Here is a 25,248-nt window from a genome sequence, read left to right as displayed (position 1 = left end):
CGGCAATCGGACATCACGTTGTGCGGAACAGTCGGCAGTTCCGCGACCCGCGCTAGTAGCCGTACACGTCTCGTGCGACCTCGGGAGTCAGGTACCCCTGCTTGATGTCGTCGGCAATCCGGTCGCGGTCGCGGTCCTTCGGGTCTCCGTAGCCGCCGCCTCCGCCGCGTTGACTGCTGATGACGTCGCCGACTTTCAAGGATTCGATGTGGATCCGGTCGGGGATGACGACTTCGTCCGGCGTCGTCGGGTTGATCACGGTGCGGCTCGGCAGGCCGTCGCCACCTCCGTGTACGCCTTGGGCGAGCGTGTGCTCGACGTTCTGGTTGCTCACGTCCAGCGAAATCCCTTCTTCCAGGATCACGTAGTCACGACGCGTACCCGCCCCTCCCCGCCATTTTCCGTGCCCGGCCAACTCGGGCATGAGCTCCGCACGTTGACACCTCACCGGGTACGTCGCCTCGATGACCTCGACCGGCGTCACCGGCGTATCGCCGTTCCCGACGAAAACGAGTTGAGGGCCGTCTCCGTCCGGTCGCGCACCAGCTCCACCAGGGCACAAGTCGTTCATCGAGAACGTCGAGCCGTGGCTCGGGTCGGCGCGGCTCAGTTGACCGCTGTAGATCTGGAACCCGGCTGCCGGAGTCTTCCCCGGCAGGGCGCCGGCCATCGCACGGATCACCAGCTCGATCACGGCGATGCCGACGTACCCATAGGAATCCACCGCGGCCGGACGCAGCGGACTGACGATCAGTCCGGGCTCGATCCGGAGGTCGAAGGCTTGGCGGTAGCCTTCGTTGTCGAGTTCCTCCGGCGCAAGCAATCCTTTCAATGCGCAGAACGTGTCGTGCTGGGCACCAGGGTTGTTGATCGGGCCCTTGGTCGCGGGGGACGAACCGTCGAACGACACCGCCAGCGAGTCTCCCGCGATCGTGACCTGAACGCTCACGACCGGCGCCGAGTCCGGATCCACGCCATCATGGTCGAGTTGCAGCGACTCCGCGTAGATGCCGTCGGGAAGCGCCGCCACCCGGGCGCGGATCGACTCCCGGCTGCGTTCGATCACATAGTCCATGGACTGCCGGACCAGGTCGGCACCGTAGCGCTCACACAAGGCCCGTAGGCGGACGGCGCCCTGGTGGCAGGCTGCGAACTGGGCGTCGAGATCCGCGAGTACGGTCTCCGGGAACCGGACGTTGGCCGCGACGAACCGCAACCAGTCGGCGTCGCGTTCGCCGGCCCGGACGATCCGCTGATGGCTGAAACAAAGGCCCTCTTGGTACACGCTCGTCGAGTCCGCGCACCAACCCGACGGCGTCTTGCCGCCGATGTCGGACCAGTGCGCGGTCACGATGGAGAACCCGACGAGCTCGCCCTGGAAGAAGACCGGAGCGTAGATGGAGGTGTCCGAGATGTGCGTCCCGGTCTCGTACGGATCGTTGACGACGAACACGTCGCCCTCGCCCATCGACGCAAGGCCGATCTCCCGGATTCCGCTCTTGATGGTGTCCGACAGCGCGCTGATGAAGTTCCCCACCCCCGGAGCACTGCCCCAAAGCTCGCCGGCAGCCGATACGATCCCGGCGGCGAAGTCGTGCGACGCGTACAGCAGGGGGCTGCGAGCGGTCTGCTCGATCGTGACGAACATGGCGTCCCCTGCGGCCGCGAGTCCGTTGCGGATGACCTCCGCTGTCACCTTGTCGATGCTCACACTGACTCCTTCTCCAACGACAGTTCGCCGTGTTCGAGGACGACCGCGGTCCAGGTGGGCGGTACCAGGATCGTGGTGTTCCACTCGGTGATGATCGCCGGGCCCGGAACGGGCTCGGCGGGGTTCAGGTCAGCCCGGGCGTAGACCGGGACCTGCTCGGCACCACGGTCCTTGGCGAAGACCACGCTCTGGTGCCGTACGGGCGCCATCGCGCCTTGCGGCTGCACCAACGACCGTCGGGGCCTGGGGTTGTGCGCGATCGCTGTCGTTCGCAGCGTCACGAGCTCCACGGCCGCACCGTCGTCGGCGTGCCCGTAAAGCAGCTTGTGACGGGCACTGAACCGCGCGCTGAGCTCGCGGATCAGGTCGGACTCGGTCCAGGCCGGGTCGATCTCGACGGTCACGGTGTGTTCCTGACCGGCGAAACGCAGGTCGGCCCTTGACCGCGCCGCCACCTCGGAGTCAGCGAGCCCAAGCGCGGTCAGTACGGCCGTACAGTCCGCCTCGAGTTCGGTGACGGAGGCAACGAAGTCGCCGGCCACCGCCTCCTCGAGCGCGGCCGCGATCGTCTTCGACTTGTCCTCACGGAAATCGGCGGAGAGCAGACCCCAGGCGGAGAAGACCGCGGGGTTCAGCGGCACGACGACCCGAGGACACTGAGCCTGCTCGGCGACCGCTGCCGCGAAGAGTCCGCCGCCACCGCCGTAGGAGAGCATCGTGAAGTCGCGCGGGTCCACGCCCCGCTCGATGGTCACGCGGCGGATGGCGTCGGCCATCTTCGACACTGCCATCGTCAGGATCCCGGCAGCGGCGTCCTCGACGGTGATGCCCAGCGGACTGGCGATGTCACGATCGATGGCGGCCCGCGCGCCCTCCGCGTCGAGGCGCATCCGCTCGCCGAGGTAGGAGTCCGGGTCGAGCCATCCGAGCACGACCTGAGCATCTGTCACGGTCGGCACCGTTCCACCGAGGCCGAAACTCACCGGGCCGGGTCTGGCGCCGGCGCTCTCCGGGCCGACCCGAAGGGCTCCCGCGGGATCGAGCCATGCGATCGACCCGCCGCCGGACCCGATCGACTCGATGTCGATCGACGCCGACAGGACCGGTCGCCCGTTCAGGACCATCATCGACCGCTCCTCGGCGGCACCGTCCCGGATGACGGCTACGTCGTACGTAGTGCCACCGACGTCTCCGCAGATCACGTCCGTGAGGCCGAGTGACCGCGCGATCAGGCCGGCACCGATCACCCCGCCGGCAGGGCCCGACTGAACTGTCCGGATCGGCAGCTCCGCCGCGCGGGCGGCGTCGATGACCCCACCGTTCGACTGCATGACAGGCAGGCGGTTCTCGTAGTCCTCTGCTCGTAGCTTGCCGAGCAGCTCGGTGATGTAGCTGCCGAACCGCGGCTGGACGTAGGCGTTGAGGATTGCGGTCGAGAACCGGTTGAGCTCGTTCCACTCACCCGAGATGTCCGAAGAGATGGTGACGCGGAGGTCGGGGTAGCGTTCCGAGATCGCCGTCGCTGCCTCCTGTTCGTGTACCGGGTTGCGGTACGAGTGCAGGAAGCACACGGCGACAGCCTCGACGCCCTCGTCGACCAACTGGTCGACGGCTTGGAGCAACTGGTCTTGTGACAGTGGCTGGATCTCGACGCCGTCCGCGTCCATCCGCTCGTCGACTTCGAGGCGCAAGTGCCTGGGCACCAGGGGGCGCGGCGGCTGGTAGACCCAGTTCAGCATCTCGAGCCGCGCGCCGCTGCCGATCTCGGTGACATCGCGGAACCCGCGTGTCGTGACGACGCCTACCCGGGCGCCGGACTCCTGCACGATCGTGTTGACCGCGACCGTCGAGCCGTGGATCAGGAGCGCGACGTCAGCAGTGGACACCGGAAGCCGGCGCAGACCCGCGAGGACCTCGTCCGCGAGCGTATCCGGATTCGACGGCTGCTTCTCGACCGCCACCTGCCCGGTCAGTGGGTCGTACTGAATGAGATCGATGAACGTACCGCCGACATCCACGGCGACTCGGGTGCCGACCAGGCCTGGGGACTTCGCTGCGGTCATTGTGTCCTGCCCTTGGGTGCTGGTGGTTGGTTGAGAACCGCGGCGAGCAGCCCGATGCTGTAAGGGTGCTCGGGGCGCTCGAAGAACGTCTCGCTGTCCGCCGCTTCGACGATCTCTCCCTCGTGCATGACGAGGATCCGATCGCAGAACCACCGGGCAACGCGCAGATCGTGGACGATGAAGACGTACGTCAGATCCGCTGCCTCTTGCACATCCAGGAGCAGGTTGAGTAGCTGCGCCTGGACCGACATGTCGAGCGCGGAGACCGGTTCGTCCAAGATGACGAGATCCGGCCGGAGGACCAGAGACCTTGCCACCGCCACTCGCTGCCGTTGACCGCCAGAGAGCTGGGGCGGCCGTTTGGGCGCGAGCAGGCGAGGAAGCCGCATGCTCGACATCGCCGAGTTCACCCGCTGTGCGATGTCCGCTTCGCTCAGCCGCGTATGGACGTCGAGACCCTCGCGGATGATCCGCTCCACGCTCATCCGGGGGTTCAAGGACGTACTCGGGTCCTGGAGAACGATCTGCAATCTGGATCGCAAAGCTCGCAGCGCACCGCTCGACAACGTCGCGAGGTCGGTTCCGTCGAACCGGACCGTGCCTTCGTCTGGCCGCCTCAGACCTGCAAGCACCGTCCCGAGGGTCGACTTGCCACTTCCCGACTCCCCGACCACGCCCACCCGCTCGCCTCGACGTACCTCCAGCGACACGTTCTTCAAGGCGTGCTTGAACTCTCCGCGTTGCCCGCCCCGGGCCCGGAAGGCGACGCTCAGGTCTTTTGCCTCGAGCAGTACGGTTCGGCTATCCGGCATGGCCAACCTCCTTGTCGCTCGCCGCCGAGTCCTCGGCGGTGGCCAGTAGGTCGGTGGGCAGCCGCTCGAGATCGTTGTCGTCGAGCGCGGCATAGCAGTCCACGAGCGATTGGGTGTAGCGGTGCCGAGGCTTCGTCAGTACCGCATCGGTGTCCCCTCGCTCGACGGCTCGGCCCTGATGCATCACGATCGTGAGGTCGCAGTGGTCAGCGACGACCCCCAGGTCGTGGGTCACAAGCACGAGTGCGCACCCTTGGGTCGTTACCCGTTCGTCGAGGAGTTTCAGGACGGTGGCCTGCGTGGTGACGTCCAGAGCGCTGGTCGGCTCGTCGGCGATCACCAGGTCCGGGTTGTTCACCAGCGCGATCGCGATCGCCGCACGTTGACGCATCCCTCCGGAGAGCTCGTGCGGATAGCTCCGCGCATGACGTTCCAGGAGATTGACGCCTTCGAGCGCGGCAGCGACCATCCGGGTCAATGCCTTGCCGCGCACGTCCTGGTGCGCGCGGATCGCCTCGGCGACCTGGGATCCCACGCGTTTCAACGGGTCGAGTGAGGTCGAGGCGTCCTGGTAGATCAACCCGATGGTTCTTCCGTGGATCTGCCGGCGGCCGCGTGGGGTCATCGTGGCGACGTCGACACCATGGACCTCGACCGTCCCCTTCGTGATGCGTCCAGGCGGTGGAAGCAGTCCGAACATGCCGAGGGCAACAGTGGACTTCCCGCTTCCGGACTCGCCGATGATCCCGACCCGGTCTCCTGGCAGGATGTCGAGGTCGAAGCCGGAGACGGTGTCAGGGCCCCGGCCGTATGCGATGCCCAGGCCGGAGACTGCAAGCACCTTGTCACTCGCCATCACCGTGCTCCCTCCGAAGTGAGGATCCGAGGGTCGATCCACGCATGCAGTACGTCGACGACCAGGTTGATGAGCACGAACGCGGTCGCCGAAATCAGCACGTACACGTCGACGAGATGGAAGTCCTGCTGGCTGATGCTTCTGACAACAAGATTGCCTACTCCCGGCCACTGGAACGCGGCCTCGACGAGCACTGATCCCGCCAGTAGTTGGCCCAGGACCATCCCGCTCGCCGTGAGCACCGGCAGCAACGAATTGTGGAGTGCGTGGCGGGTGAACGCCGTCCACCTGCTCAGGCCCTTCGCCTGCGCGGACAGGATGTACGCCGCCTGCGAGACCTCGATCAGGCTGACGCGCATGACCCGTAAGAGATAGCCCAACATGGCGATGCCGAGTGCGAAAGTCGGCAGCACCAGGTGCGCGAGCGCACTCAAGAACGCCGCCGGATCAGCAGCAAGCAGGGTGTCGATCGTCATGAAGCCGGACCGCCGGGGTATGTCGAACCGCGGGCCGACCTGTCCCTCGACGCCTGGCAGGATCGGGATCCGCTCGGAAAACACCAGCAACACCAGGAGAGCAACCCAGAACGGAGGTGCGCCGAGTCCGAAGGAGGCGATCCCGTTGACGATCCGGTCGACCCAGCGGCGACGCTCGTAGGTCGACAGCAGGGCGAGCGCGAGGCCCGCGAGCACGGCAAACGCGAAGGCAGACAGCGCCAGCTCGATCGTGGCGGGCAGGGCAGTCGTGATGAGGTCCCGTACTGGAGCCCCCGAGGAGTACGAGAAGCCCCAGTCGCCGCGGACGAAATGAACCATGAAGGTGCAGTACTGAGACACCAGAGACTGGTCGAGCCCGTTGTCGGCGCGGAACTGGCTGATCTGCTCGGGTGATGCGAACTGGCCGAGCGCCTGGCGGGCGGGATCGCCCGGCACGACCCGGGTGATCACGAAACACAGGATCGAAGCGCCGAAGATCGACGAGACAGACAGCGCGAACGCGCGCAGCGCATGCTTCTTGAACGACGTCATAGCGCCATCTCCCGAGTGCCACCGAGCCGTTCCTGGAACTCGTCGGCCATCGCGTTGACACAGACGGTCGCGATCAGCAGCAGTACACCGGGGAAGATGCTGATCCACCACTGCCCGGCGACAAGCGGCGCCGAGCCTTCGGTGATCATGGTTCCCCACTCAGGAGTCGGGAGCTGCGCACCGAGTCCGATGAAGCCCAGTCCGGCGAGCGCGATGACGGCGAACGAGCAGGTGGCCGCTCCTTGGACCAGGATCGAGGGCAGGACGTGCGGGAGGACGTGCCGGCGTACGATCTGCGGCGGTGGCACCCCGAGCGCGCGGGCGGCGGCCACGAAGCCGCTGCCCCGGACCCGGATGGCGTCCGCGCGGCAGATCCGCAGGACGTACGGCATCGAGCCCAAGGCGATCCCGAAACACGCCGGCAGCAGGCCCGCTCCGAGGCCGGCCGCGACACCGACGGCGAGGATCAGCGGCGGGAAGGCCATCAGCGCGTCCGAGACCCTGCACACCACGAAATCAAGGGCTCCGCCGCGCAGTCCGGCCAGAACACCGAGAAGGCTGCCGGCCACGGTTGCGGCCACGGCAGTGACGAGACCTGCTCCGAGCGATACGCGAGCGCCCGCGAACACTCGTGCCATGACATCCCGGCCCAGCGTGTCAGTTCCCATCGGGTGGCTGAGGCTCGGCGCGTGCAGCGCGGCACTCGGATCAGTGCCGTAAACGGAGCCGTTCCACCACCAGCCGGCGGTCAAGCTTGCTCCGACCAGCACGAGCATCACGATGGCCGCATAACTCAGGCTCGGCCGCCACCGTACGATCCGGATGCCGATCCGCGGCGTACTGCCAAACGCCCTGGTGGCTTCGCCCGGACTGCGCCCGAGGATCATTTCAACCCCCACTCGTACATTGCCATGGTGTTGCCGAGCGTGTACTTGAAGGACTTCAGCGAGTTGCTCAGCGCGACCGACTGACCGACGGTGAACAGCGGCACGGCCGGCGCCTGGGCATTCCAGAGCTCGGTGATCCGGCTGTACAGCCTGCTCTGCTTCTCTTTGTCCTGAGTCGCGCGGGCCTGAGCGAGGAGCTCGTCGGCCTTGGGGATGTTGATCAGCCCCGGGTTGCTGAACCCACCGGGTTGCTTGTAGGCCATCGAGTACCCGAGGAAGAAGCCGGCATCAGCGACTGCTGGTGAATCGACCCGGAGGACAGCCTCGAATCCGTCGCCGTAGATCACCTCGGAGTACTGTGACGAGGTCAGGACCCGGATCTCGAAGTCGAAACCCGCCTCCTTGGCCTCCGACTGGATGATCTGCGCCAGCTGTTGTTCAGTCGTACTGCCCTGGTCGACGGTGATCGTAGCCTTGACGGGAATCGATACGCCGGCCTTCTCCAGGATCCGTTTCGCCTCGGCAACGTTCGTCTCGGCCGGAGCACCCAACGCCCGGTCGTAGCCCGGGATGTTGGCCGGGATCGGTCCGTAGAAGCGCTGCCCCCGCCCCGCCCCCGGGCCCTTCAGCAGGTCGTCGTACGGAACGGCAAGGGTCAGCGCCCGACGCACGGCGAGCGAATTGAACGGCGGACGGCTCCATGACAGCAGCAGGCTCTCGAACAGCGGAGCATCGAAGCCGACGACACGAATCGCCTTGGACCCGGTACGGAGCGAGTCGGCGGCCTGGTTGCTCAGCCCTACCGTCACATCGGCAGCCGAACGTGCCTTCAGCAAAAGCGAGGAATCGTCGCCCACATAGGAGATGTCGACCTCTTCGGCGTCGGTGGTCCACCCGGCCCACTCCTCGAACCCAGGGCGGCGCACCATCGTCAAGGACTGCCCCGGTTGGTAGGACTTGAGCTGGAACGGTCCGGAGCCGGCCTCGTGGTTGCTCAGCCAGTCCTTCGGCTTGCTGGAGACAACGGTCGGGTCGACGATCGCGGCGACAGCGGTGCCCCAGGCCTTGAGGACCGCGGGCTGGGGCTGTGACAACACGAACCGGACCGTGTAGTCGTCGGTCGCGGTCACGGCTTTGATGAGCCCATCGATGCCGGCGGTGATGTAATAGGCTCCCGGCGAGGCGAGCAGCCGCTTGAACGAATACACGACGGCAGCGGCGTCGACAGGTGCGCCTGAAGCGAACTTGAGCCCCGGCTTCAGTTTGAAGTCGTACGTCTTGCCGTCCGGAGAGATCTGCCAACTGCCGGCCAGGTACGGCTCGACTTTCGTCGGGTCCTCGACCTTGGTGCCGTCGGGCCCGGATCTTGTGCCGTATCGGGTCAGCGCGACGTAGAAGTTGGATCCCGCGGTGGAGTCGACGGCGGCCACCGCCCTCGCGGGGTCCAGGCTCACCGGAATCTGGCTGCTCACCACCCGGACGGCTCGACTCGCCACGTTCCCGGGCGTGGACTGGCTGCAGCCGACTGCGGCAACGACAGACATGAACGCTAGAGCACCAACACCGACGACTCGTTGCAGGCGGTATCTGACCATGAGCTCCTCCTGAGGATCGAGCTGCGACGGTCCGGGAAACATCTGGGGACCGTGGGCGCTCAACCGAGAGTAGGTGCGCCCCTTCAGGCCGGTCGATGCACATTTGGCGAGGGTCCGGAAGCCACCAGTCCTACATTTGGTGAATCGCCTTCCGAGGACTCAGTTGCCGGCTGAACGCAGTCCGATCAGGCGGGCGACCTTCAGCGAGCAGTGCACTGACAGCCGGTCACGGCCATCGGTCAGGTCGATGCCTGCGATCTCCTGAATCCTGCGGAGCCGGTAGTAGAGGCTCGCTCGCTCGATGTGCAGGTCCTTGCTCGTTGCCTGCACACTGCCGGCGTTGTCGAGATACATCTCGAGAGTGTCGATCAGGACGCTGTCGTGACCATTGTGATCGGCCAACTGGACGTACCTGGGATCCAGCGCGGAGCGCAGCCGGTCTTCGGGCACCTCGGAGAGCACCCCGTAGATACCGAGTTCGTCGACCGTGACGACGCTGCCCAGCGAACGAAGCGCGCCGGCGACGTGGGCAGCTCTTCGAGCACCCGAGTGCGTCGCGGGGACGTGTTCCAGGTCCGTCGGACGTCCGACCCCGACCCACCAGTCCGCTGCCGTTCCACCCACGCCTACCGCGGCTTCGTGGATGCAGCCACCGATCTTGCGCAGCAGGTCGTCGGTCGATCCGGCCGGCCAGCTGACGAGCAGCAGCCCGTGCCGCTCGGTCGTCATGGTGATGGCCTTGCGCCCCGCGGTGCAGGCTCGGCCGGCATCAACGCTGACGGCGATCGCAAGCCGTTCCGCGTCGCTGCCGACGGTGACTCCGGTCGTGTAGAGGTAGAAGGCAACGACCGGATCAGCGGGTTCGAGCACCCGCTCCTCACCGACGTCGCGTACCACTTCCCGCCGCACCCGCAGATCGTTGGACATCAGGCCGAGGCAGTAGTCCGTCTCACGGTCACGGCGCATGGCCGTGAGGGCGTTGGCCCGGCGCAGCAGGAAGGCTGCCTCCGTTGCCATCTCCCGCAATGCCGCGTGCAGCTCCGGCGTGACCGGGCCGTCCGACTCCATCAGCCAGATGAATCCAACGGCTCGGTTCTCGTACCGGATCGGCATGGCGATCCGCGCGATCGTCTGGCCGATGTCGAGATTGGGTGGGTCGCGGAAGATGTCCGTGGCTTCCATCGCGCCGCGCTCGATCGAGTACTCGATCGCCCCCTTCGAGGCAGTCCGCTGCATGATGGACGTGATCCGAGCCTCGTCGACGTCGCCCTGGTGCGCGCTGTACGCGAGCAGGTTCATGCCGGCGTCGTCGACTGCGACTGATCGATTGAATCGGGCTGCAAAGCCGTCGACCAGCTTCTGGAGGTTTTCAGCCACGAGACGAGCTTAACCGCGCCCCACCGCGAACGGGATCGCTGGCTCGCCGCTTCAGCTCATGCCGAACTGCGGCACCGCGGTGCGAAGGCGGGAGAAGTGTCCGAGGTCGATCTCGGCGCCGGAGTAGGACCCTTTGAGCGTCAGCGGATCCCGGTCGTGGTCATGGCCGTTCTCACAGGCATCAACGAGGCGGGCAACGATCTCGCCGACGATCGGGGCCTGCTTGAACCCGTGTCCGCTCGTTCCGATGGCCACATAGAACCCTGGAATCGCAGTCCGGTCGTAGATCGGGATCCAGTCCTCGGTGACGTCGTACACGCCCACGATGCCGCTCGGGCGACTGGGCACCTTGGCGCCGTGGATCCGGCGGGCGATCCGAAGGCTCTGGACCTCCCAGGTGTCCGCACGTACGCTCGCACGCGCGTCTTCGGGACTGTCGAGGAACACCAGTGGATCACACTCCGGCTCCATGCCGCCGACGATCAGGGTGTGACCGTGCGGCCGGAAGTAGGTACCGAAATCAGCGTCGTTGATGCAGGTGCCCGAAGCACCCAGCTCGAAGCCCTCGGGAAGCGGTAGCGAGATGACCTCTTGCTCGAGCGGGCGGGTGGACACCGCAAAGTCGGACAACGCGCCGGCGATGCGGTTGACCTGCTGTGACCACGGTCCCGCGGCGTTGATGACAACGTCGGCCTCGAGCGTCGTACCGTCCTCGAGGACGACCCCTCCGACCCGGCCGTCGCGAACGACCAGTTCCCGCATGGTCGCCTTGAACCGGAAGACCGCACCGTTCGCCGCCGCGGCATGCGCGAGGTTCAGGGCAGCGAGCTGCGGATCGTCCACGTGCCCGGCATCGGGCACCCAGTAGGCGCCGAGCTCGCCGGCCGGATCGCGCCAGAAGGCGTCATCCTCGACTCGTGCCGGCGGGCCGAGCTCGGAGATGTCGAGAGCAGGGAACAGCTCGCGGAGCCGCTCGGGCGTCAGTTCCTCGACCGGGATCTCCAGCGCGCGGAGATTCTCCAGGCATACCTCGCGATCCATCAGCGCGCCATCCAGGACAAGCGCACCCGATCGGATGAAGTTGGCGAGTCCGCGCGGGTCGGCCGATCCCAGATAGCCACCCCAGTCCATCCACCGCTTGCCCGCTTCCCACGCGAGCGCGGTTTCGGGTAGGTGGTTGTAGTGGTAACGCACGATCGCCGAGGAAGCGCTGGTCGAGCCCGCGCCGGCGGAGGCGAACTTGTCTATGACCGTGACCGCCCACCCGGCGCGGCTCAGCTCCAGCGCGATCGCGCTGCCGATGACGCCTGCCCCCACAACGAGCGCACGCTTGTCCGAACGAATCACGTCGGCCTCCTGGGAAGTTCTCATGCCATTGCGGCTCGGCGCTCGTGGCACCGGCCGAGTTCACGAAGGCGAACAGGACGTCGTACTCGGTGAGCGACCGGTCTCTGTTCAGCCTGAGGTCAATCCTCTTGGCCGTGCGCCGCGTAGTCGACAAGCACATGTCGCAACAGGTGCCGGTCCGACTTCACATTTGACGGGGCGGCCGTGTCACGCGTCACCAGATCCCTTACCAGCCAAGAGATCCACGCCGATCATCAGGACTTGAAGGCAACGAAGACCTTGCGGAGGTGCTCCTCGACGGTCCAGGTTCCCTTCCAGCCGACGGGGAATATGGCGCTGTCGCCGGCCGTCAGCGTCGCCGGATGGCCGCCGTCCTCTTCGACCGTCATCCTGCCGCTGATCACCTGGATGAACTCGCCTCGGTCAGCGAACTCCCACCGCGATCGGCCCGGCGCCGATTCCCAGGAACCGGACTCGATGCGGCCGTCGGTCGATTCGAAGGCGAGGTAGCTCCCCACCTCGATGTCACCACTGAGTGGTTGCGCGGAGGGCTGCCCCAACAGGGCGTGCTCGTAGTCGTCGGCCGAATCCAGGTCGGCTGCCCGGAAGATGATGGTCATCGCGCTCCCCAGACTCCTGCAATTACAGGTGTTTGCATCTCTGACGGGACGAGTTTCCCAGCCGAGTACCGTTCCGGTCTGCTCACAAACGTCAAGCCTCGGGCTGACTCGTTCCGACAGACGCGGAGATTCCACCTGCGGTGCCCGCGAGTAGCTCGACGACCTTGGGGAACACGACGCGGAGGTCACCGACAACACCGAGATCGGCCAACTCGAAGATCGGGGCGTCTGCATCCGTGTTGACCGCCACGATGGCCTTCGAGGTCTGCATGCCGGCGCGGTGCTGGATCGCTCCGGAGATGCCGCCGGCGATGTACAGCCGCGGCGAGACCGTCTTGCCGGTCTGGCCGATCTGGAAGGCGTGCGAGATCCAGCCCGAGTCGACCGCCGCGCGGGAAGCACCGACGGCCGCGCCCAGGGCGTCCGCCAGCTTCTCCACCGGGGTGAAGTCGCCGCCGGTCCCACGACCGCCCGCGACCACGATCGCGGCCTCGGCCAGGTCGGGGCGGCCGGTGGCCTGCCGCGGCTCGGAGGCCAGGATCCGCGCGCTTTTCGCCGACTCGGAGATCGTTGCGCGGAACTCCTCCACCGCGCCGGCACCGTCAGACTCCTCCGGTGCGGAGGAGTTCGGCTTGACCGCGATGATCGGAGTGCCTTTGGTGACCTTCGCCCGTACGGTGTAGTTGCCGGCGAACACCGACTGAGTGGTCACCGGGCCCTCCTGTACGTCGACCGCGTCGGTGATCAGTCCGGAGCCGAGCTTTACGGCCAGCCGGCCGGCGATCTCCTTGCCCTCGAAGGACGAGGTCACCAGGATCGCCGCGGGCGACACCTTCACCGCGAGTTGCTGCAGCACCTCGGCCTTCGGGGCCACCAAGTAGTCTCTGATCTCGCTGTCGTCGACCAGGTAGACCTTCGCGGCGCCGTACTTCCTGACCGCTGCTACCGCGCCGGCGGAGTGGTCCGTACGGCCGATGAACACTGCTGACGGCTCGCCGAGACGCCTCGCGACAGTGAGCAGTTCGGCGGTGGGCTTGCGGATCGCGCCGTCGACGTGATCGACCAGAACCAGTACCTCAGACATGCTCGACAGCTCCTCGGATGTGCTTGTTCGAGGCAAGGAACCCGACGAGCGCCATCGCGCCCGAACCGTCCTCGTCGTTGACGATCGCCCCGGCGGTCCGCGGTGGCCGCTCGGTCGTGCCGACGACCTCGCTCCACGCGGCTGAGTGCCCGACCTCGTCGGCGTCGAGGCCGAGGTCGGACAGCGAGTAGGTCTCCAGCGGCTTCTTCTTCGCCGCCATGATCGCCTTGAACGATGGGTAGCGGACGCCACCGGACTGGTCGGTCACCGAGAGCACCAGCGGCATCGTCGCACCGATGTCTTCGGTCGCGACGTCGCCGTCGCGCCGGATCCGAACCTGGTCGTCCAGGACCTCGATCACCGAGGCGAGGGTCAACTGCGGTAGGTCAAGCCGCTCTGCCAGCATCGCCGGAACGACGCCCATGGCGCCGTCGGTGGAGGACATGCCGCACATGACCAGCTGCGGCGAACCGATCTTTTCGACCGCCTTCGCGAGCACCAATGAGGTCGCGATCGCGTCTGAGCCGGCGACCGCCTCGTCTGTGACGTGCACGCCGATGTCGGCGCCCATCTGCAGCGCCTTGCGCACGGCGTCGATGCCCTTCTCCGGTCCCACACACAGCGCGGTGACCCGCACATCCTCGGGGTTGCCGGACGTCTCCTTGATCCGCAGCGCCTGCTCGACGGCGTACTCGTCGAGCTCGGACAGCAAACCGTCGACACTCTCGCGGTCGACGGTGTTGTTCGGCGCGAACCGCCGATCGGCGGTCGCGTCGGGTACATACTTCACGCACACGACAATGTTCATGCTGGCGCGCTCGAAAGCGCTCCCTCCTTGATTTGTTGCGGGAGCCCCAGACCTCAGGCTTCTGCTCGCTCCGAGAGCTCGAGCGCCTCGCTGCGGCTGAGACCCAATTGGCTCAGCATCAGTTGGTGGAAACTTCCACCCAGGACCCGGGCAACTGCCTCGGCCGGCCAGCCTCGACGGGCCAGCTCATCCGTAATCAGAGGCAACCCGGCAGGTCCTTCGAGACCGGGTACGTAATCGAGCCGGGCGTCGTCGTTCCACGTCAGTTCCTCGGGCCGGGTAGTTCCGTCCAGAACTTCCTTGATGAAGTCCGGCCCGAGCCCCACGTGCTCCACGCCGACGAGCGCGGCGACATGCTCGATGTGGTCGGCGACGCGAGCAATCGAGTGCTCGTGAGGATCGATGAACTCGCCGAGTACGTTGATGCCGACGACCCCGCCGCCGTCGGCGAGCCCGCGGATGCGCTCGTCCGTGAGATTGCGGTGGTGTGCCCGGACCGCGAACGCGGATGAGTGCGAGGCGATCACCGGACGGGTTGCCAGCTCCAGAAGATGGTCGGTACTGGACGCTCCGAGGTGCGAAACGTCGAGCATGATCCCGATCTCCTCGCAGGCCGCGACCGCGTCGACTCCGGCGCGCGTAAGCCGCCCGCCCGCGTCGTCCTCAGCCGATCCGTCGGCCAGCATCGTGCGACCGAAGTGCGTGAAGGAAGCAACGCGGACGCCGAGACGGAAGAGCGTTTCGAAGATCCCGACGTCGGTCCCGACGGCCTCACAACCCTCGAGCGCGAGAACGAGCGCCAACCGCCCCTCCCGCACGGTCGCGTCGACCTCAGCGCCGGTGAGGCAGATCTGGACCGCGTCGCCGCAGCCCTTCGCGATCCGCCAAGCCGTCTCGATCATCAGCAGTGTCTGCCGGAGTGCCCCTTCCGGCCGGAAGTCGTCCTCGATGAAGACCGGCAGGACCTGCACCTTGACCCCGCCGGCGCGCAGTTGCGGCAGCCAGGTGGCGGCGAAGTACGCGGCCTGGGTGTCCGCCGGGCGCCTCGAACACAGCAGGAGCAGATCGTTGTGCGCGTCAACCACAATCGATGAGTCGTGAAGAGCCCGGGATTCTTGACTTATCCGCATCTCGTCAATCCCTCCAAACCTCAGCGAGAACCCGCATCCAGTTCTGGCCCAGAATCCCGCGCACGGCCGTCTCGTCGTAGCCGTGCTCGAGCATCAGGTCAACCAGCTCGCCGGCCGTCTCGGGCGCCGCGAAGTTGTAGTACTTCGGTTCCTCGTCCGCGCCGGTCGGCCATCTGAGGCGATTGCGCAGCACCGCCTCATGCGATGCATCCGCGTCCGCGATCCGGTCGAGACCGAGCCCGACATGCTCGGGGCCGACCAGTTCGCACAGGTAGTCGAGGTGCCGGAAGAGCGACTCGGCACGTGCCATCGGGTCGTCAAGGAACTCTCCGCAACCATTGAGCCCGATCACGCCCCCGGTCGCCGCGCAAGCGCGGATCTGCTCATCGGTCAGATTGCGGTAGTGGCCGACCAGGCCGGCGCAATTGCTGTGCGAGAAGATGAAAGGTCCGTCGTAGAGCTCCATCGCCTCGAGGGTCGACCGCCTGCCCGTGTGCGATCCGTCGCAGAGAATGCCTGCTGCCCGCATCTCGATGATCGCGCGCCGTCCCAACGGGCTCAGGCCCGGATCGACGGCGTCAGCGCAACCGCCCGCGATGCGGTTCCCGTTGTTGTATGCCAAGAGCATGTGGCTGACGCCGAGCATTCGGTACGTCGTCAGCAGATCAAGGTCATCCTCGAGCGGATCCGTGCCCTGGAAATGCGCGCCTACCGCCATCCGTCCCGCTCGCCGTGCCGCGGCCACATCGCCGAGCGTTCGCGCGTACACGAACTTGTCTTCGTGCTCGGACACGTACCTCTGGACTCGCGCGATGGTGCGCAGAGCGCCAAGTGACGCGGGGACCACATCGAGGTCGTTCACGGTTACCGAGACGAAGTCGAAGCCGGCGCCGTAGGCCCGCTCCAGTACTTGATGTTTGGTGATGTTGCCCTCGGCCGAGGGCAGGGTCATGTCCACCAGCACGGACTCACGCACCAACGTCGCCGCCGCTGCACTGATCCTGCGCTCACGGTCCTGAGCGGCGTGGATCTGGGCGTAACCGTCGAAGTCGCGCCACCCGGTGAGTCCCGTCTCCTGCCGCCCGGCCGGGTCGGAGCCGGCTCCGCGGCTCACAGTACGCGCGCCAGGAAGTCGCGGGTGCGCTCGTGACGAGGCTCGTCGAGTACGGCCTCCGGTGGGCCCGCCTCGATGATCTGCCCGTCAGCCATGAACACCACCGTGTCCGCGACCTCGCGCGCGAAGCCGATCTCGTGTGTCACCACGATCATTGTCATACCCGTGTCGGACAAGCCCTTCATCACGGCCAGGACCTCGCCGACGAGTTCAGGATCGAGCGCGGAGGTAGGTTCGTCGAACAGCATGATCTTCGGCCGCATGGCCAGAGCGCGAGCGATCGCGACTCGTTGCTGCTGGCCGCCCGACAACTCGTTCGGGTAAGCCAGTTCCTTTTCGGCCAGGCCCACCTGGGCCAAGAGCCGTCTGGCCTCGGCGATGGCGGCTGTCTTCGTCTCCTTGTTGACGAGTACGGGCGCCTGGGTGATGTTGTCTCGCACGGTCATGTGGGGAAACAGGTTGAACCGTTGAAAGACCATGCCGACGCGAGCACGCTGGGCGGCGACCCTGGCCTCCGGCAGTTCCCGGAGATGGTTGCCTCGGGCTACCAGTCCGATCGGGTCGCCGTCGATCAGTACGAGCCCGGCATCGAGCCGCTCCAGCCTGTTGACGCACCGCAGCAGCGTGCTCTTCCCGGCGCCACTGGGGCCGATGACACACACCACCTCGCCCGGGTGTACGGCGAGGTCGACATCCTTGAGAACCTTCAAGCTGCCATAGGACTTGCACGCACCCACGATGCGTACAGCGTCCTGGGTCAACGGACCGATCCGATCAGCGGACAGTGGCAAAGCCACGGCCGTACCTCCTTTCGAGAGCACGCTGCGGCACACCGAGGATCGTGGTGAGCGCGCAGTACCAGATAGAGGCCACGACAAGCAACGGGATGACCTGATAGGTCTGCCCGTAGACCGTCTGGAGATTCGTCAGCAGGTCGTTTCCGGCAATCACGGACACGAGCGAGGTGGTTTTGAGCATCGTGATCACCTCGTTGCCGAACGGGGGAATGACGGTGCGCATGGCCTGCGGCAGGACGATGCGACTCATGGTGGACCGAGGGGAGATGCCCAAGGAATAGGCCGCTTCCGTCTGGCCGGTGTCCACGCCCAGGATGCCGCCACGGATGATCTCGGCGGCGTACGCGATCTCGTTGAGTCCCAGCGCCAGGATCGCCGCGGTCATCGCGCCGATCACGGAGTTGGTGTCATGCTCGACGAGGGTGATCCCGGTGAACGGGATGCGGAGGGCGAGCGTTGGGTACAGCGCTCCCAGATAGCCCCAGAAGAGGATCTGAACCAGGAGCGGAACCCCGCGGAAGATCGTTGTGTACAGCCCGGCGATGGCTCGAAGGACCCAATTGTCGGCAAGCTGCATCGACGCGAGTACCACACCACCGGCGAACCCGATCACAACGGCGATCACCGTCAGATAGAGCGTGACGAGGACACCGCGCAGCGTGAGGCCGGAGAACAGGTACTGACCGACAACCGGCCACTCCATGTTGTGGTTCGTCGCCAGTGACCAGAGCAGACTGGCGAGGAGAATCGCGGCGAGCGCGGCGAACGCCGTGGTGCTGTACCGGGGTGCGGGGCGGATCGGCATGCCGGCGAACGGCGCACCCGACTCCGGTCGCCCGGCGCTCTCGTGCGGTGTGGCTGGGGCAGAACTCATCACACCCGTCCTCGATGACAGCTTCCGCTGGTTGAAGCCCATCTCGCGCTCTCCCGCCCGGTCAGTAGTTCGCCTGATTGCGTAGCGGTGGGACCACCGCTACGTCACCGATTCCCCACTTTTCGAAGATCTTCTTGGTCGTCCCGTCCTTGCCGAGCGACACCATCGCGGCATAGATCGAGTCGGCCAGGTGCGCGACGCCCTTCGAGACCGCGATCCCGGTGTACGGGATCTGGCCGCCGGGTTTCTCCGGATAGCCGCTGGGCGCCTCGGGATCACGCAGCAGCTCGAACACGTTGCCCTGAGCCTTGACGAGCGGCAGCGCGTTGGAGAGGTTCGTCGGGTAGGCGGAGATCTTGCCGCTCCGCAAGGCAAGCGTTATCGACGAGCTCGGGTAGGGCGCCAGCCGTACCTTGGGCTTGCCGGCGTCGGTGCACAGGGACTGCCGATTCTCGATGGCCTGGCTCTGGGTGCTCCCCTGCTCGAAGCCGACCACCTTTCCACACAGGTCCGTGAAGGTCCGCAGTCCTTCGGGATTGCCCTTCCGGATGACGTAGACCCCACCGCTCTGGGCATAGTCGACGAAATCGAAGACCCGCTGGCGTTCCTTGCTGTCGCCCATGCCCGCCATCGCGACGTCGTACTTTCCAGCCTGGACCGCCGGAACCAGCCCCTGGAAGTCGACGGACTCGACGGTTACCTTGAGACCGAGGCGCGCCCCGATCGCGTGGGCGATGTCGATGTCAACCCCCTCGAGCACGCCGTTGTTGATCATCTCCCACGGCGGATAGGGCGCCGAGGTCACGACCCGCAGCCCGGAAGCCTTCACCTTCTCCGGAACCGCCCGGGCCAGCTCGGCATCGACCGTGATCGTCCCAACGGACTCGATCTTCGTCGTGTCACTCTCAGCCGCGGCTGCCCCGCAACCGGCCAGTACCGTAGCGACGACCACCAGGCCGACGCCCACGACACCTGTTGAACGGAAGCGCCTGATCGCCTGTCGCCGCTGTTGCCGGACTCCAACTCCCATGACGCCTCCCTGACTCCAGATGTTGACCTGCGAGTCATGGTAGGAACGCGCCACACCACGGTCCACGCACATTCGTCAGAACGACGACGGCTGTTTTCACTTCATTGTGACCACGGACGGCCCCGAGACAGAGCGCTTCGATCGCCGTCGGTGCCGAACGCCTTCCTCTTCGTTACGGCAATCTCCCTGGCTAGAATGAGGAATGCTTCCTGATTTGAAGGATGAGGCTGCCGACCGGGCCGAGCGGCGTTTGCGGGACGGGTCGATTGTGTGGCTGGCGTCGGTCAGTCCGGGTGGGCAGCCGCAGGTGTCGCCGGTGGGGTATGTGTGGGACGGGACGACGATCTTGATCGTCAGCCGGCCGGATACTCCGAAGATCAGGAATCTGAGCAAGAATCCTCGGGTCGCCCTGCATCTGGATCTGGATGCTGAAGGGAGCGTACTCACGATCGAAGGTCGCGCCGAGGTGACGCATGCGCCACCCGGTGGAGCCGCTCAGCTGACCGAAGCTGAGACGGCTGCCTACCTGGCGAAGCACCTCGACTCGATGACTTGGGCCGAGCTGACCCCCGCCGACTTCTTCGCCGACTACACCTCGGTCATTCGGATAGCAGTCACTCGGGCGCGCATCTACTGACCGGAAGCTACGGCCCGCGGGTGCGGGGTCGGCAACGGGCGGTGCGTGGCTCAGAATTTCCTTATGGCGGATCAGAACACTGAGCAACTCATCGAGCGTTTCGTCCTCGCACTACGGCCGGTCGTGCCGCTGGTCTCGGTCTGGGCGCACGGGTCACTCGCGGGTGGCGACTATCAGCCGGGGCGTAGCGACCTCGACCTGATCGCTGTCCTGGACCGGCCCTGCACGGTGGCGGAGCAACAGCGACTCGGCGAAGTGCATCAGGACTTGGGCGAGGTCACCCCGCTGGCGTCGAAGCTGCATTGCAGCTATCCCGTGGTGGCAGAGTTGGACGACTCAGTACACCCGCACTTGACCTGGGCACACGAGGAGTTGATGCATCGGCCGGTCACACCGGTGACCAGGCGAGAACTTCACGAGTTCGGACTTGTCTTGTACGGTCAGCCGCCCGCGGACCTGCTTCCACCGGTGACTGACGGGCAGCTCGCTGACTTTGTCGTCGCGGACCTGAAAAACTTCTGGCTGCCGGCCCTCGACCACCCGGAGCGCTGGCTGCGCGACATCTGGGTCGACCTCGGCCTGCTGACCTTGGCCAGAGCGACGGCGACACTGCAGTACGGAAAGCTGATCACCAAGGCCGATGCTCTTGACGTACTCACCGAACTGGGCGCACCCGTCGACGTCGTGGATGACATCAGACAGCGTCGCTACGGCGTACCCGACCCGGCGACCGAACAGTGGCTCACCCACCGGGCCGAGCTGACCCTCGCCTTCCTCAGACCCGCGATTGAGCAGGCCATCCGGTGACAGGGCGCTCCTCGGCGGCCAGGACACCCCGACCCCGCTGCCGCCGGAGGAGGTACGAGAGACGGCGGCAGCGGGGACATTGGGAGGAGTGGTGACGATAGCCAGAGATTGCCCTGCTCCGAGTCACCCGTACGGGGGACTCCCCGGGTTCAGTCCGCGTACTGACTCGGATGAGCGGCGGATCGGCTGATCGGGGCGACGGGGATCGCGTTCACGTGGCGGGGTGGTCCGGCCAGGGGATCGCGTACGTGCTGGGGGTGTTGTTGTTCAGGCGGACGTAGCGTAGGAGCTCGCGGAGGATGCCTGCGTTGCCCATGGCCCAGCCGGGGCGGGGTTCGAGGGCTGGTACGGGTGCTCGGTGCTCGTGGTTGGACCAGCGCACGCCGGTTTCGTCGATGATCGCGTGCGTCGCGAGGTCGTCGACGAGTACGTCGGCGAAGGTGAAGTCGTCGGCGCGTTCGACGATGCGATCGCAGGCGAGGGCGAGTACGCCCGCGGTTCCGCAGCATCGGCCGTGGTTGTCCCAGAAGCCTGGGCGGATCCGGCGCGGCAACCCGGACTCGGTGACCGTGTGCCAGCAGCAGTCACCGAGGTGTACCCAGGCCGGATCTCCGGTGACCTGAGCGAGCAGGCGGAAGACTTGCGCGTCGCCGGCCGGGCCGTTGCACCAACCGAGGCTGTAGCGCTCGATCAGCTCGGGTCGGTGCGGCGGGTCGGAGTGCGGTACGAGGAACCCGGCCGGACCGGCTTCGTTGCGGCTCACGACGTCCGCCGCTCCGGCGAGAGCTAGGTCGATCAGGTCCTTGCGGTCGGCGGCCCGACCGACGGCGGCCAGCGCGTACGCGATGCCCAGCGTGCCGTGCGCGATGTGATGGGACCGGGGCGGCGATGGGCGGACCGGCCAGTTCACACCGCCTGGTGTCTGGTCCGCCGTCGTGAGGTAGGGCGTCACCGCGGTCACGGCCAGATCCAGGTCACCCGCAGACAGTGCGCCGAGGCCGATGCCCGCGTTGCCGGCCAGGAGTTCGAACATCGGACTCCAGCGTTGGCCGTCGAAGCGATCCCGGACCCGGGTCAGCGCTCGGTTCGCCGCATCGGGCTTCCCAAGTGCGGCCAGGGCGGCCGCGACGCGGGCCAAGCCGAAGTACAACGAAGAGTCGTCGAGACTGTCGACGCTCGTGGCCAGCGCGGCCACGCCGGCTGCAACCGCCTGGTCATAGCGATCGTCGTCGAAGTGCCGCGCGGCTTCGTGCAAGGCAAGCAGAATGCCGGCCTGCCCGTGGTAGAGCGACGGATCCTCGCGGTCGCCCAAGTTGCCGAGCAACCAGTCGGCCGCCCCGCGCGCAAGCCGCGTCGCGGTCTCGGTCCGTGCCGCGCGGTCGGATGTCTCCATGGCGGCAGGATACGTGCGTACGCGTCGCTGCCACCGAGGCGCCGACCGCGGCTGTGGTCATCGGCTTGGGGTGAGGGCTTGGGCGACGGTGAGGCTGTCCTCGTAGACGTGGTAGCGGGTGATCTGGTTGTTGGCGATGGTGAGATGCAGGGCAATGAGGGCACGGTACGAGCGGCCTGTGGATCGGGCGGTTTGGCGGATGTCGCCGAGGACGACGGCGTTCTGGCCGTCGATCAGGATCTGCGGCTGCATGCCGCCCCTGTTCTCGCGGACATGGGCCGCGTTCAACTCGCGGAAGTGTTCGGCAACATCGGCGCGGGTCGAGCGGGGCCGGATCCAGGGCACCGAGGGGTCGCCTTCGTCCGGCCAGTTGAGCTGCCAGTCCACGCGATCGGCGAACAGTTCGGCGATCCGGTCGGGATCTCCTTCGGCCACCCGGCTGAGGAACTCGGTGACGGTGGCGCGGGTACTGGCCTGGGGGTGGTCGCGGTCAGCGCGCGTCGAAGGGTCGGTCATGACTCGAACGGTAAGCCAGGTGTACTGACATCTCATGTCAGTGTTTGCCCTCCCCGACCCGGCGGGTGTTGAGCCGGTGGCGCCTTTCTTCATCGGCTGGTGGCGTTCGGTGCGTGGGTGTCGTACGGTATTCCTCATCAAATGGTGAAGTAAGGGCGGAGATGGATGAGTGGGGATGCGGGGCGGCTCCGCGACCGGGCGCGGCGGGGGAGTTGGCGGCGATGGGCGGCCGAGACGCTCGCGGAGGCGACCGGGCGCCGCCTCCGGGTTGACCCAGAGGAACCGCGTACCGGCGGACCGGCCGGAAACGCCCGCCTGACTGCCTGGACCGGGCTGGTCCTGCTGGTGCTGTTCCTTGCCGAGATCGTCACGCTGCTCGATCTCGAAGATCTCATCAGTTGGCACATCGCGGTCGGAGCGCTGCTGGTGCCGCCGGCGTTGGTCAAGACTGCGACCACCGGCTGGCGCATTCTCCGCTACTACACCGGCCGACCTACCTATCGGCAGGCCGGCCCTCCGCCGATGCCCCTGCGCGTTCTCGGGCCCGTAGTCGTCGGGTCCACGCTGGGTCTACTCGGCACCGGACTCGCTCTTGTCGCGGTCGGTTCGCAAGCGGCCACCAACCCGCTGCTGGTTCTGGGCGGGCAGGAAATAGGGTTCCTGGCCCTGCACAAGGTCGCCACCGCCGTCTGGGTCGTGGCCACCGGACTCCACACTGTCGATCGGATCGTGCCCGCGCTCCGCATCACCGGGGTCAGTGGCCACGCGACGCGGCTGGCCGGCCGCAATGCCCGGATCGTGATCCTGTCATTGACACTCGCTGTCGCCGCGCTCGCCGCGGTGCTCCTTCACCTCGTCCCGTACTCGTAGCCGGGATCCGTATCAGGAATGGTCGGGTAAGGACTCCGAGAGGGTTATGGCGGATGAGGCGAGGGCGGTGTTGCCGTCGGCGATGTCCCACAGGGCGTTCTGCAGCAGCCGACCGCGGGTCCAGCCCGCGGCCCGGCCGCGGTCGAGCCGGAGAACCTCGGTGAGCAGGTCGAACCTGCGTCTCACCACCCGCGTCGGGTTGCCCTTGGCGACGACGTCGTCCCACTGGCTGTCCAGTGCCGGCCAGAGGTCGAAGCCGGGGTCGCCGACGAGAGGTTCCGGGTCGATGGCCAGCCAGGGTTCGCGATCGGCAGCGAGTATGTTGTCGTAGTGCAGGTCCCAGTGCAGCATCCGGTCGCCCGGCTCGCCTACCAGTTCGGTGACGGCCGACGCCCAGTCCTGCACCCGCCGCTGGTCATCGGGGTCCGGTAGGGCCGCTACTGCCGCCGGAACCGACGCCAGCATCTCGTACGCGATGTCGCCGAGACCACGCAAGCCCTCGGGCGCTGGTGCGGCGTGCAGCCGGGCCATGATTCCGGCCAAGGTGGTGATGGCCACGTCATCGTCTTCGAGGGACGCCAGCGTCCGTGAGTTGTCCAGGTGCTCCAGCAGCATGGCGCTGCTCTGCGGGTCGTGGTCGAGCATGCGTACGATGCCGTCGCCGTTCCACGCCTGGAGCCCGATCAGCGCGGCGGTCGTTTCCTCGCGGGGCTGCTGGAGTTTGAGGGCAGCGCGAGAGCCGTCCGTACGCACCACCGGAAACACCAGCGACGCTTCCCCGGCGCCGGCATCCCCGTCCCGTTTCAGCTCCCACCGATCCAGCAAACCCTGAACCAGCGCGGGCAGCCCGGCAATCCACTCCTCACCTTCAATGCCGAACATCTTCACGTACGACACGGCGAACGACCCAGGAACATCCAGACCCATTGGGAAAACCTAGCTCACGGGCCGTGGCGAGACGAAGTGGGTTTCGGTTGCTCGGAAGCCGCGGGGCGTTGCTGGTGGAGGGCGACGCCCGCGACAACCAGCGCCACACCGAACGCTTCCACGACGGTCGGGAGCTGGGTGAGGACGAGGATGCCGATGACGGTGGCTGTTGCCGGTAGCAACGACACCATCAGGGCGTAGGTGGCACGGGGCAGCCGCGCCATGGCGAGTTGGTCGGTGACATAAGGGATGACAGAGGAGCAGATACCCACCCCAGCCGCGGCGGCAAGTGTGACCGGGTCAAGGAAGGCCGGTACGGCTTGGCGGATGCCGATCGGCAGGGCGATCACCACGGCGATCAGCATCGACATCGCCAGGCCGTCGATGCCGGAAACGTGCCGGCTGCGCGCCACGCGGTGCCCCAGCACGATGTAAAGGGCGAACAGCACGGCATTGGCGACAGCGAACGCCATGCCGAGTGGTTCAGCGACCAGCCGGACGTCGGTGAGCAGATACACCCCGCCGACTGCCGCGATCAGCGCGGCGATGTTCCGGCGGGTCCGGGCGGCGACCGCGGCTAGCACGATGACCGGCAGGAACTCGATCGCGGCGACCGTGCCCAACGGCAACCGGTCGATCGCGAGGTAGAAGACGCTGTTCATCACTGCGAGTACAGCGCCCCAGCCGAGCAGCAGCCGGCGAGTGGGCCGGTCGAGGCGCTGCCACACACGCCATGGCCGCCGCCACGCGGCGAACAGGACCGCGGCGGTCGCGATCCGTAACCATGCCACCCCGAGCACCTCGATGCGGGCGAACAACAGCACCGCCAGTGCCGGCCCGAGGTAGTGGAACACCGCGCTGACCACGAAGTACAGGTGCGGTGGCATTCGCTCCACGGTCCGCGCGGGTCCTCCCGGACCGGCGTCGGTCGAACTAGTCATGCCCTAATTGTCGACAGCAAAGCC

General features: G+C 66.6%; 24 protein-coding genes. 3 read left to right on the top strand and 21 right to left on the bottom strand.

Annotation, left to right across the window (positions count from 1 at the left end; genetic code table 11):
* Positions 1–52 precede the first annotated feature (52 nt).
* The 17 genes from HDA44_RS21010 to HDA44_RS20930 all read right to left on the bottom strand — a co-directional run bounded on the left by HDA44_RS21010 (position 53) and on the right by HDA44_RS20930 (position 19,133).
* A complete protein-coding gene (locus tag HDA44_RS21010) occupies positions 53–1,711 on the bottom strand; it encodes a hydantoinase B/oxoprolinase family protein (RefSeq protein ID WP_184836970.1) in 1,659 nt (552 codons plus the stop codon).
* Positions 1,708–3,774 (bottom strand): hydantoinase/oxoprolinase family protein, encoded by a 2,067-nt coding sequence (locus HDA44_RS21005; protein ID WP_184836968.1) that lies wholly within the window; start codon positions 3,772–3,774, stop codon positions 1,708–1,710. The genes HDA44_RS21010 and HDA44_RS21005 overlap by 4 nt, the downstream gene beginning before the upstream one ends.
* The gene (locus HDA44_RS21000) at positions 3,771–4,586 is read right to left on the bottom strand and encodes an ATP-binding cassette domain-containing protein (RefSeq protein ID WP_184836966.1); all 816 of its coding nucleotides are present in this window, start codon (positions 4,584–4,586) and stop codon (positions 3,771–3,773) included. Before HDA44_RS21000 ends, HDA44_RS21005 begins: the two co-directional genes overlap by 4 nt.
* Positions 4,576–5,442, bottom strand: a complete 867-nt coding sequence (locus HDA44_RS20995; protein WP_184836964.1) for an ABC transporter ATP-binding protein — start codon at positions 5,440–5,442, stop codon at positions 4,576–4,578. Before HDA44_RS20995 ends, HDA44_RS21000 begins: the two co-directional genes overlap by 11 nt.
* The gene (locus HDA44_RS20990; protein ID WP_184836962.1) at positions 5,442–6,470 is read right to left on the bottom strand and encodes an ABC transporter permease; all 1,029 of its coding nucleotides are present in this window, start codon (positions 6,468–6,470) and stop codon (positions 5,442–5,444) included. The genes HDA44_RS20995 and HDA44_RS20990 overlap by 1 nt, the downstream gene beginning before the upstream one ends.
* A complete protein-coding gene (locus HDA44_RS20985) occupies positions 6,467–7,357 on the bottom strand; it encodes an ABC transporter permease (protein WP_184836960.1) in 891 nt (296 codons plus the stop codon). The genes HDA44_RS20990 and HDA44_RS20985 overlap by 4 nt, the downstream gene beginning before the upstream one ends.
* Positions 7,354–8,901, bottom strand: coding sequence for an ABC transporter substrate-binding protein (locus HDA44_RS20980; RefSeq protein WP_184836958.1), 1,548 nt, complete (start codon positions 8,899–8,901; stop codon positions 7,354–7,356). The genes HDA44_RS20985 and HDA44_RS20980 overlap by 4 nt, the downstream gene beginning before the upstream one ends.
* A gap of 210 nt (positions 8,902–9,111) precedes the next feature.
* On the bottom strand, positions 9,112–10,329 hold the full coding sequence (locus tag HDA44_RS38620) for a helix-turn-helix domain-containing protein (protein ID WP_184836956.1): 1,218 nt from the start codon (positions 10,327–10,329) through the stop codon (positions 9,112–9,114).
* Between the two features lie 51 nt (positions 10,330–10,380).
* A complete protein-coding gene (locus HDA44_RS20970) occupies positions 10,381–11,676 on the bottom strand; it encodes an FAD-dependent oxidoreductase (protein ID WP_202887466.1) in 1,296 nt (431 codons plus the stop codon).
* Between the two features lie 254 nt (positions 11,677–11,930).
* Positions 11,931–12,296, bottom strand: a complete 366-nt coding sequence (locus HDA44_RS20965) for a cupin domain-containing protein (RefSeq protein ID WP_184836952.1) — start codon at positions 12,294–12,296, stop codon at positions 11,931–11,933.
* 91 nt (positions 12,297–12,387) lie between these two features.
* On the bottom strand, positions 12,388–13,380 hold the full coding sequence (locus HDA44_RS20960) for an electron transfer flavoprotein subunit alpha/FixB family protein (RefSeq protein ID WP_184836950.1): 993 nt from the start codon (positions 13,378–13,380) through the stop codon (positions 12,388–12,390).
* Entirely contained in the window at positions 13,373–14,170 is a 798-nt protein-coding gene (locus HDA44_RS20955) for an electron transfer flavoprotein subunit beta/FixA family protein (RefSeq protein WP_420488537.1), read from the bottom strand. The genes HDA44_RS20960 and HDA44_RS20955 overlap by 8 nt, the downstream gene beginning before the upstream one ends.
* A gap of 71 nt (positions 14,171–14,241) precedes the next feature.
* Complete coding sequence (locus HDA44_RS20950) at positions 14,242–15,318, bottom strand: dipeptidase (RefSeq protein ID WP_184836946.1); 1,077 nt, start codon at positions 15,316–15,318, stop codon at positions 14,242–14,244.
* A 4-nt stretch (positions 15,319–15,322) separates the two neighbouring features.
* A complete protein-coding gene (locus HDA44_RS20945) occupies positions 15,323–16,432 on the bottom strand; it encodes a membrane dipeptidase (RefSeq protein WP_184836944.1) in 1,110 nt (369 codons plus the stop codon).
* Complete coding sequence (locus HDA44_RS20940; protein WP_425557123.1) at positions 16,429–17,223, bottom strand: amino acid ABC transporter ATP-binding protein; 795 nt, start codon at positions 17,221–17,223, stop codon at positions 16,429–16,431. Before HDA44_RS20940 ends, HDA44_RS20945 begins: the two co-directional genes overlap by 4 nt.
* Positions 17,207–18,103 (bottom strand): amino acid ABC transporter permease, encoded by an 897-nt coding sequence (locus HDA44_RS20935; RefSeq protein ID WP_184836942.1) that lies wholly within the window; start codon positions 18,101–18,103, stop codon positions 17,207–17,209. The genes HDA44_RS20940 and HDA44_RS20935 overlap by 17 nt, the downstream gene beginning before the upstream one ends.
* Before the next feature lie 61 nt (positions 18,104–18,164).
* Positions 18,165–19,133, bottom strand: a complete 969-nt coding sequence (locus HDA44_RS20930) for an ABC transporter substrate-binding protein (RefSeq protein WP_184836940.1) — start codon at positions 19,131–19,133, stop codon at positions 18,165–18,167.
* Between the two features lie 214 nt (positions 19,134–19,347).
* Here HDA44_RS20930 and HDA44_RS20925 point away from each other — a divergent pair, with 214 nt between their 5' ends.
* Positions 19,348–19,770, top strand: coding sequence for a pyridoxamine 5'-phosphate oxidase family protein (locus HDA44_RS20925; RefSeq protein WP_184836938.1), 423 nt, complete (start codon positions 19,348–19,350; stop codon positions 19,768–19,770).
* A 63-nt stretch (positions 19,771–19,833) separates the two neighbouring features.
* Positions 19,834–20,577: a nucleotidyltransferase domain-containing protein gene (locus HDA44_RS20920; protein WP_184836936.1), complete on the top strand. Its 744-nt coding sequence runs from the start codon at positions 19,834–19,836 to the stop codon at positions 20,575–20,577.
* A 211-nt stretch (positions 20,578–20,788) separates the two neighbouring features.
* Here HDA44_RS20920 and HDA44_RS20915 read toward each other — a convergent pair whose 3' ends face one another.
* Together HDA44_RS20915 and HDA44_RS20910 are read right to left on the bottom strand one after the other, a co-directional pair.
* Positions 20,789–21,970 (bottom strand): lanthionine synthetase LanC family protein, encoded by a 1,182-nt coding sequence (locus HDA44_RS20915; protein ID WP_184836934.1) that lies wholly within the window; start codon positions 21,968–21,970, stop codon positions 20,789–20,791.
* Positions 21,971–22,027: 57 nt separating this feature from the next.
* Positions 22,028–22,486, bottom strand: coding sequence for a nuclear transport factor 2 family protein (locus tag HDA44_RS20910; RefSeq protein ID WP_184836932.1), 459 nt, complete (start codon positions 22,484–22,486; stop codon positions 22,028–22,030).
* Positions 22,487–22,651: 165 nt separating this feature from the next.
* On the opposite strand from HDA44_RS20910, the gene HDA44_RS20905 reads away from it, so the two are divergent.
* Complete coding sequence (locus tag HDA44_RS20905) at positions 22,652–23,356, top strand: hypothetical protein (RefSeq protein ID WP_184836930.1); 705 nt, start codon at positions 22,652–22,654, stop codon at positions 23,354–23,356.
* A gap of 12 nt (positions 23,357–23,368) precedes the next feature.
* On the opposite strand, the gene HDA44_RS20900 is transcribed toward HDA44_RS20905, so the two are convergent.
* Positions 23,369–24,283 carry an aminoglycoside phosphotransferase family protein gene (locus HDA44_RS20900; RefSeq protein WP_184836928.1) on the bottom strand — a complete coding sequence of 305 codons (915 nt, stop codon included), beginning with the start codon at positions 24,281–24,283 and terminating at the stop codon, positions 23,369–23,371.
* Positions 24,284–24,297: 14 nt separating this feature from the next.
* Positions 24,298–25,224 (bottom strand): EamA family transporter, encoded by a 927-nt coding sequence (locus tag HDA44_RS20895; protein ID WP_184836925.1) that lies wholly within the window; start codon positions 25,222–25,224, stop codon positions 24,298–24,300.
* Between the last annotated feature and the right edge of the window lie 24 nt (positions 25,225–25,248).

The organism is Kribbella solani, assembly GCF_014205295.1.
GTDB classification, from domain to species: Bacteria; Actinomycetota; Actinomycetes; order Propionibacteriales; family Kribbellaceae; genus Kribbella; species Kribbella solani.
The sequence above is the reverse complement of the archived record's forward strand: the minus strand, read 5'-3'. Positions and strand labels throughout refer to the sequence as shown.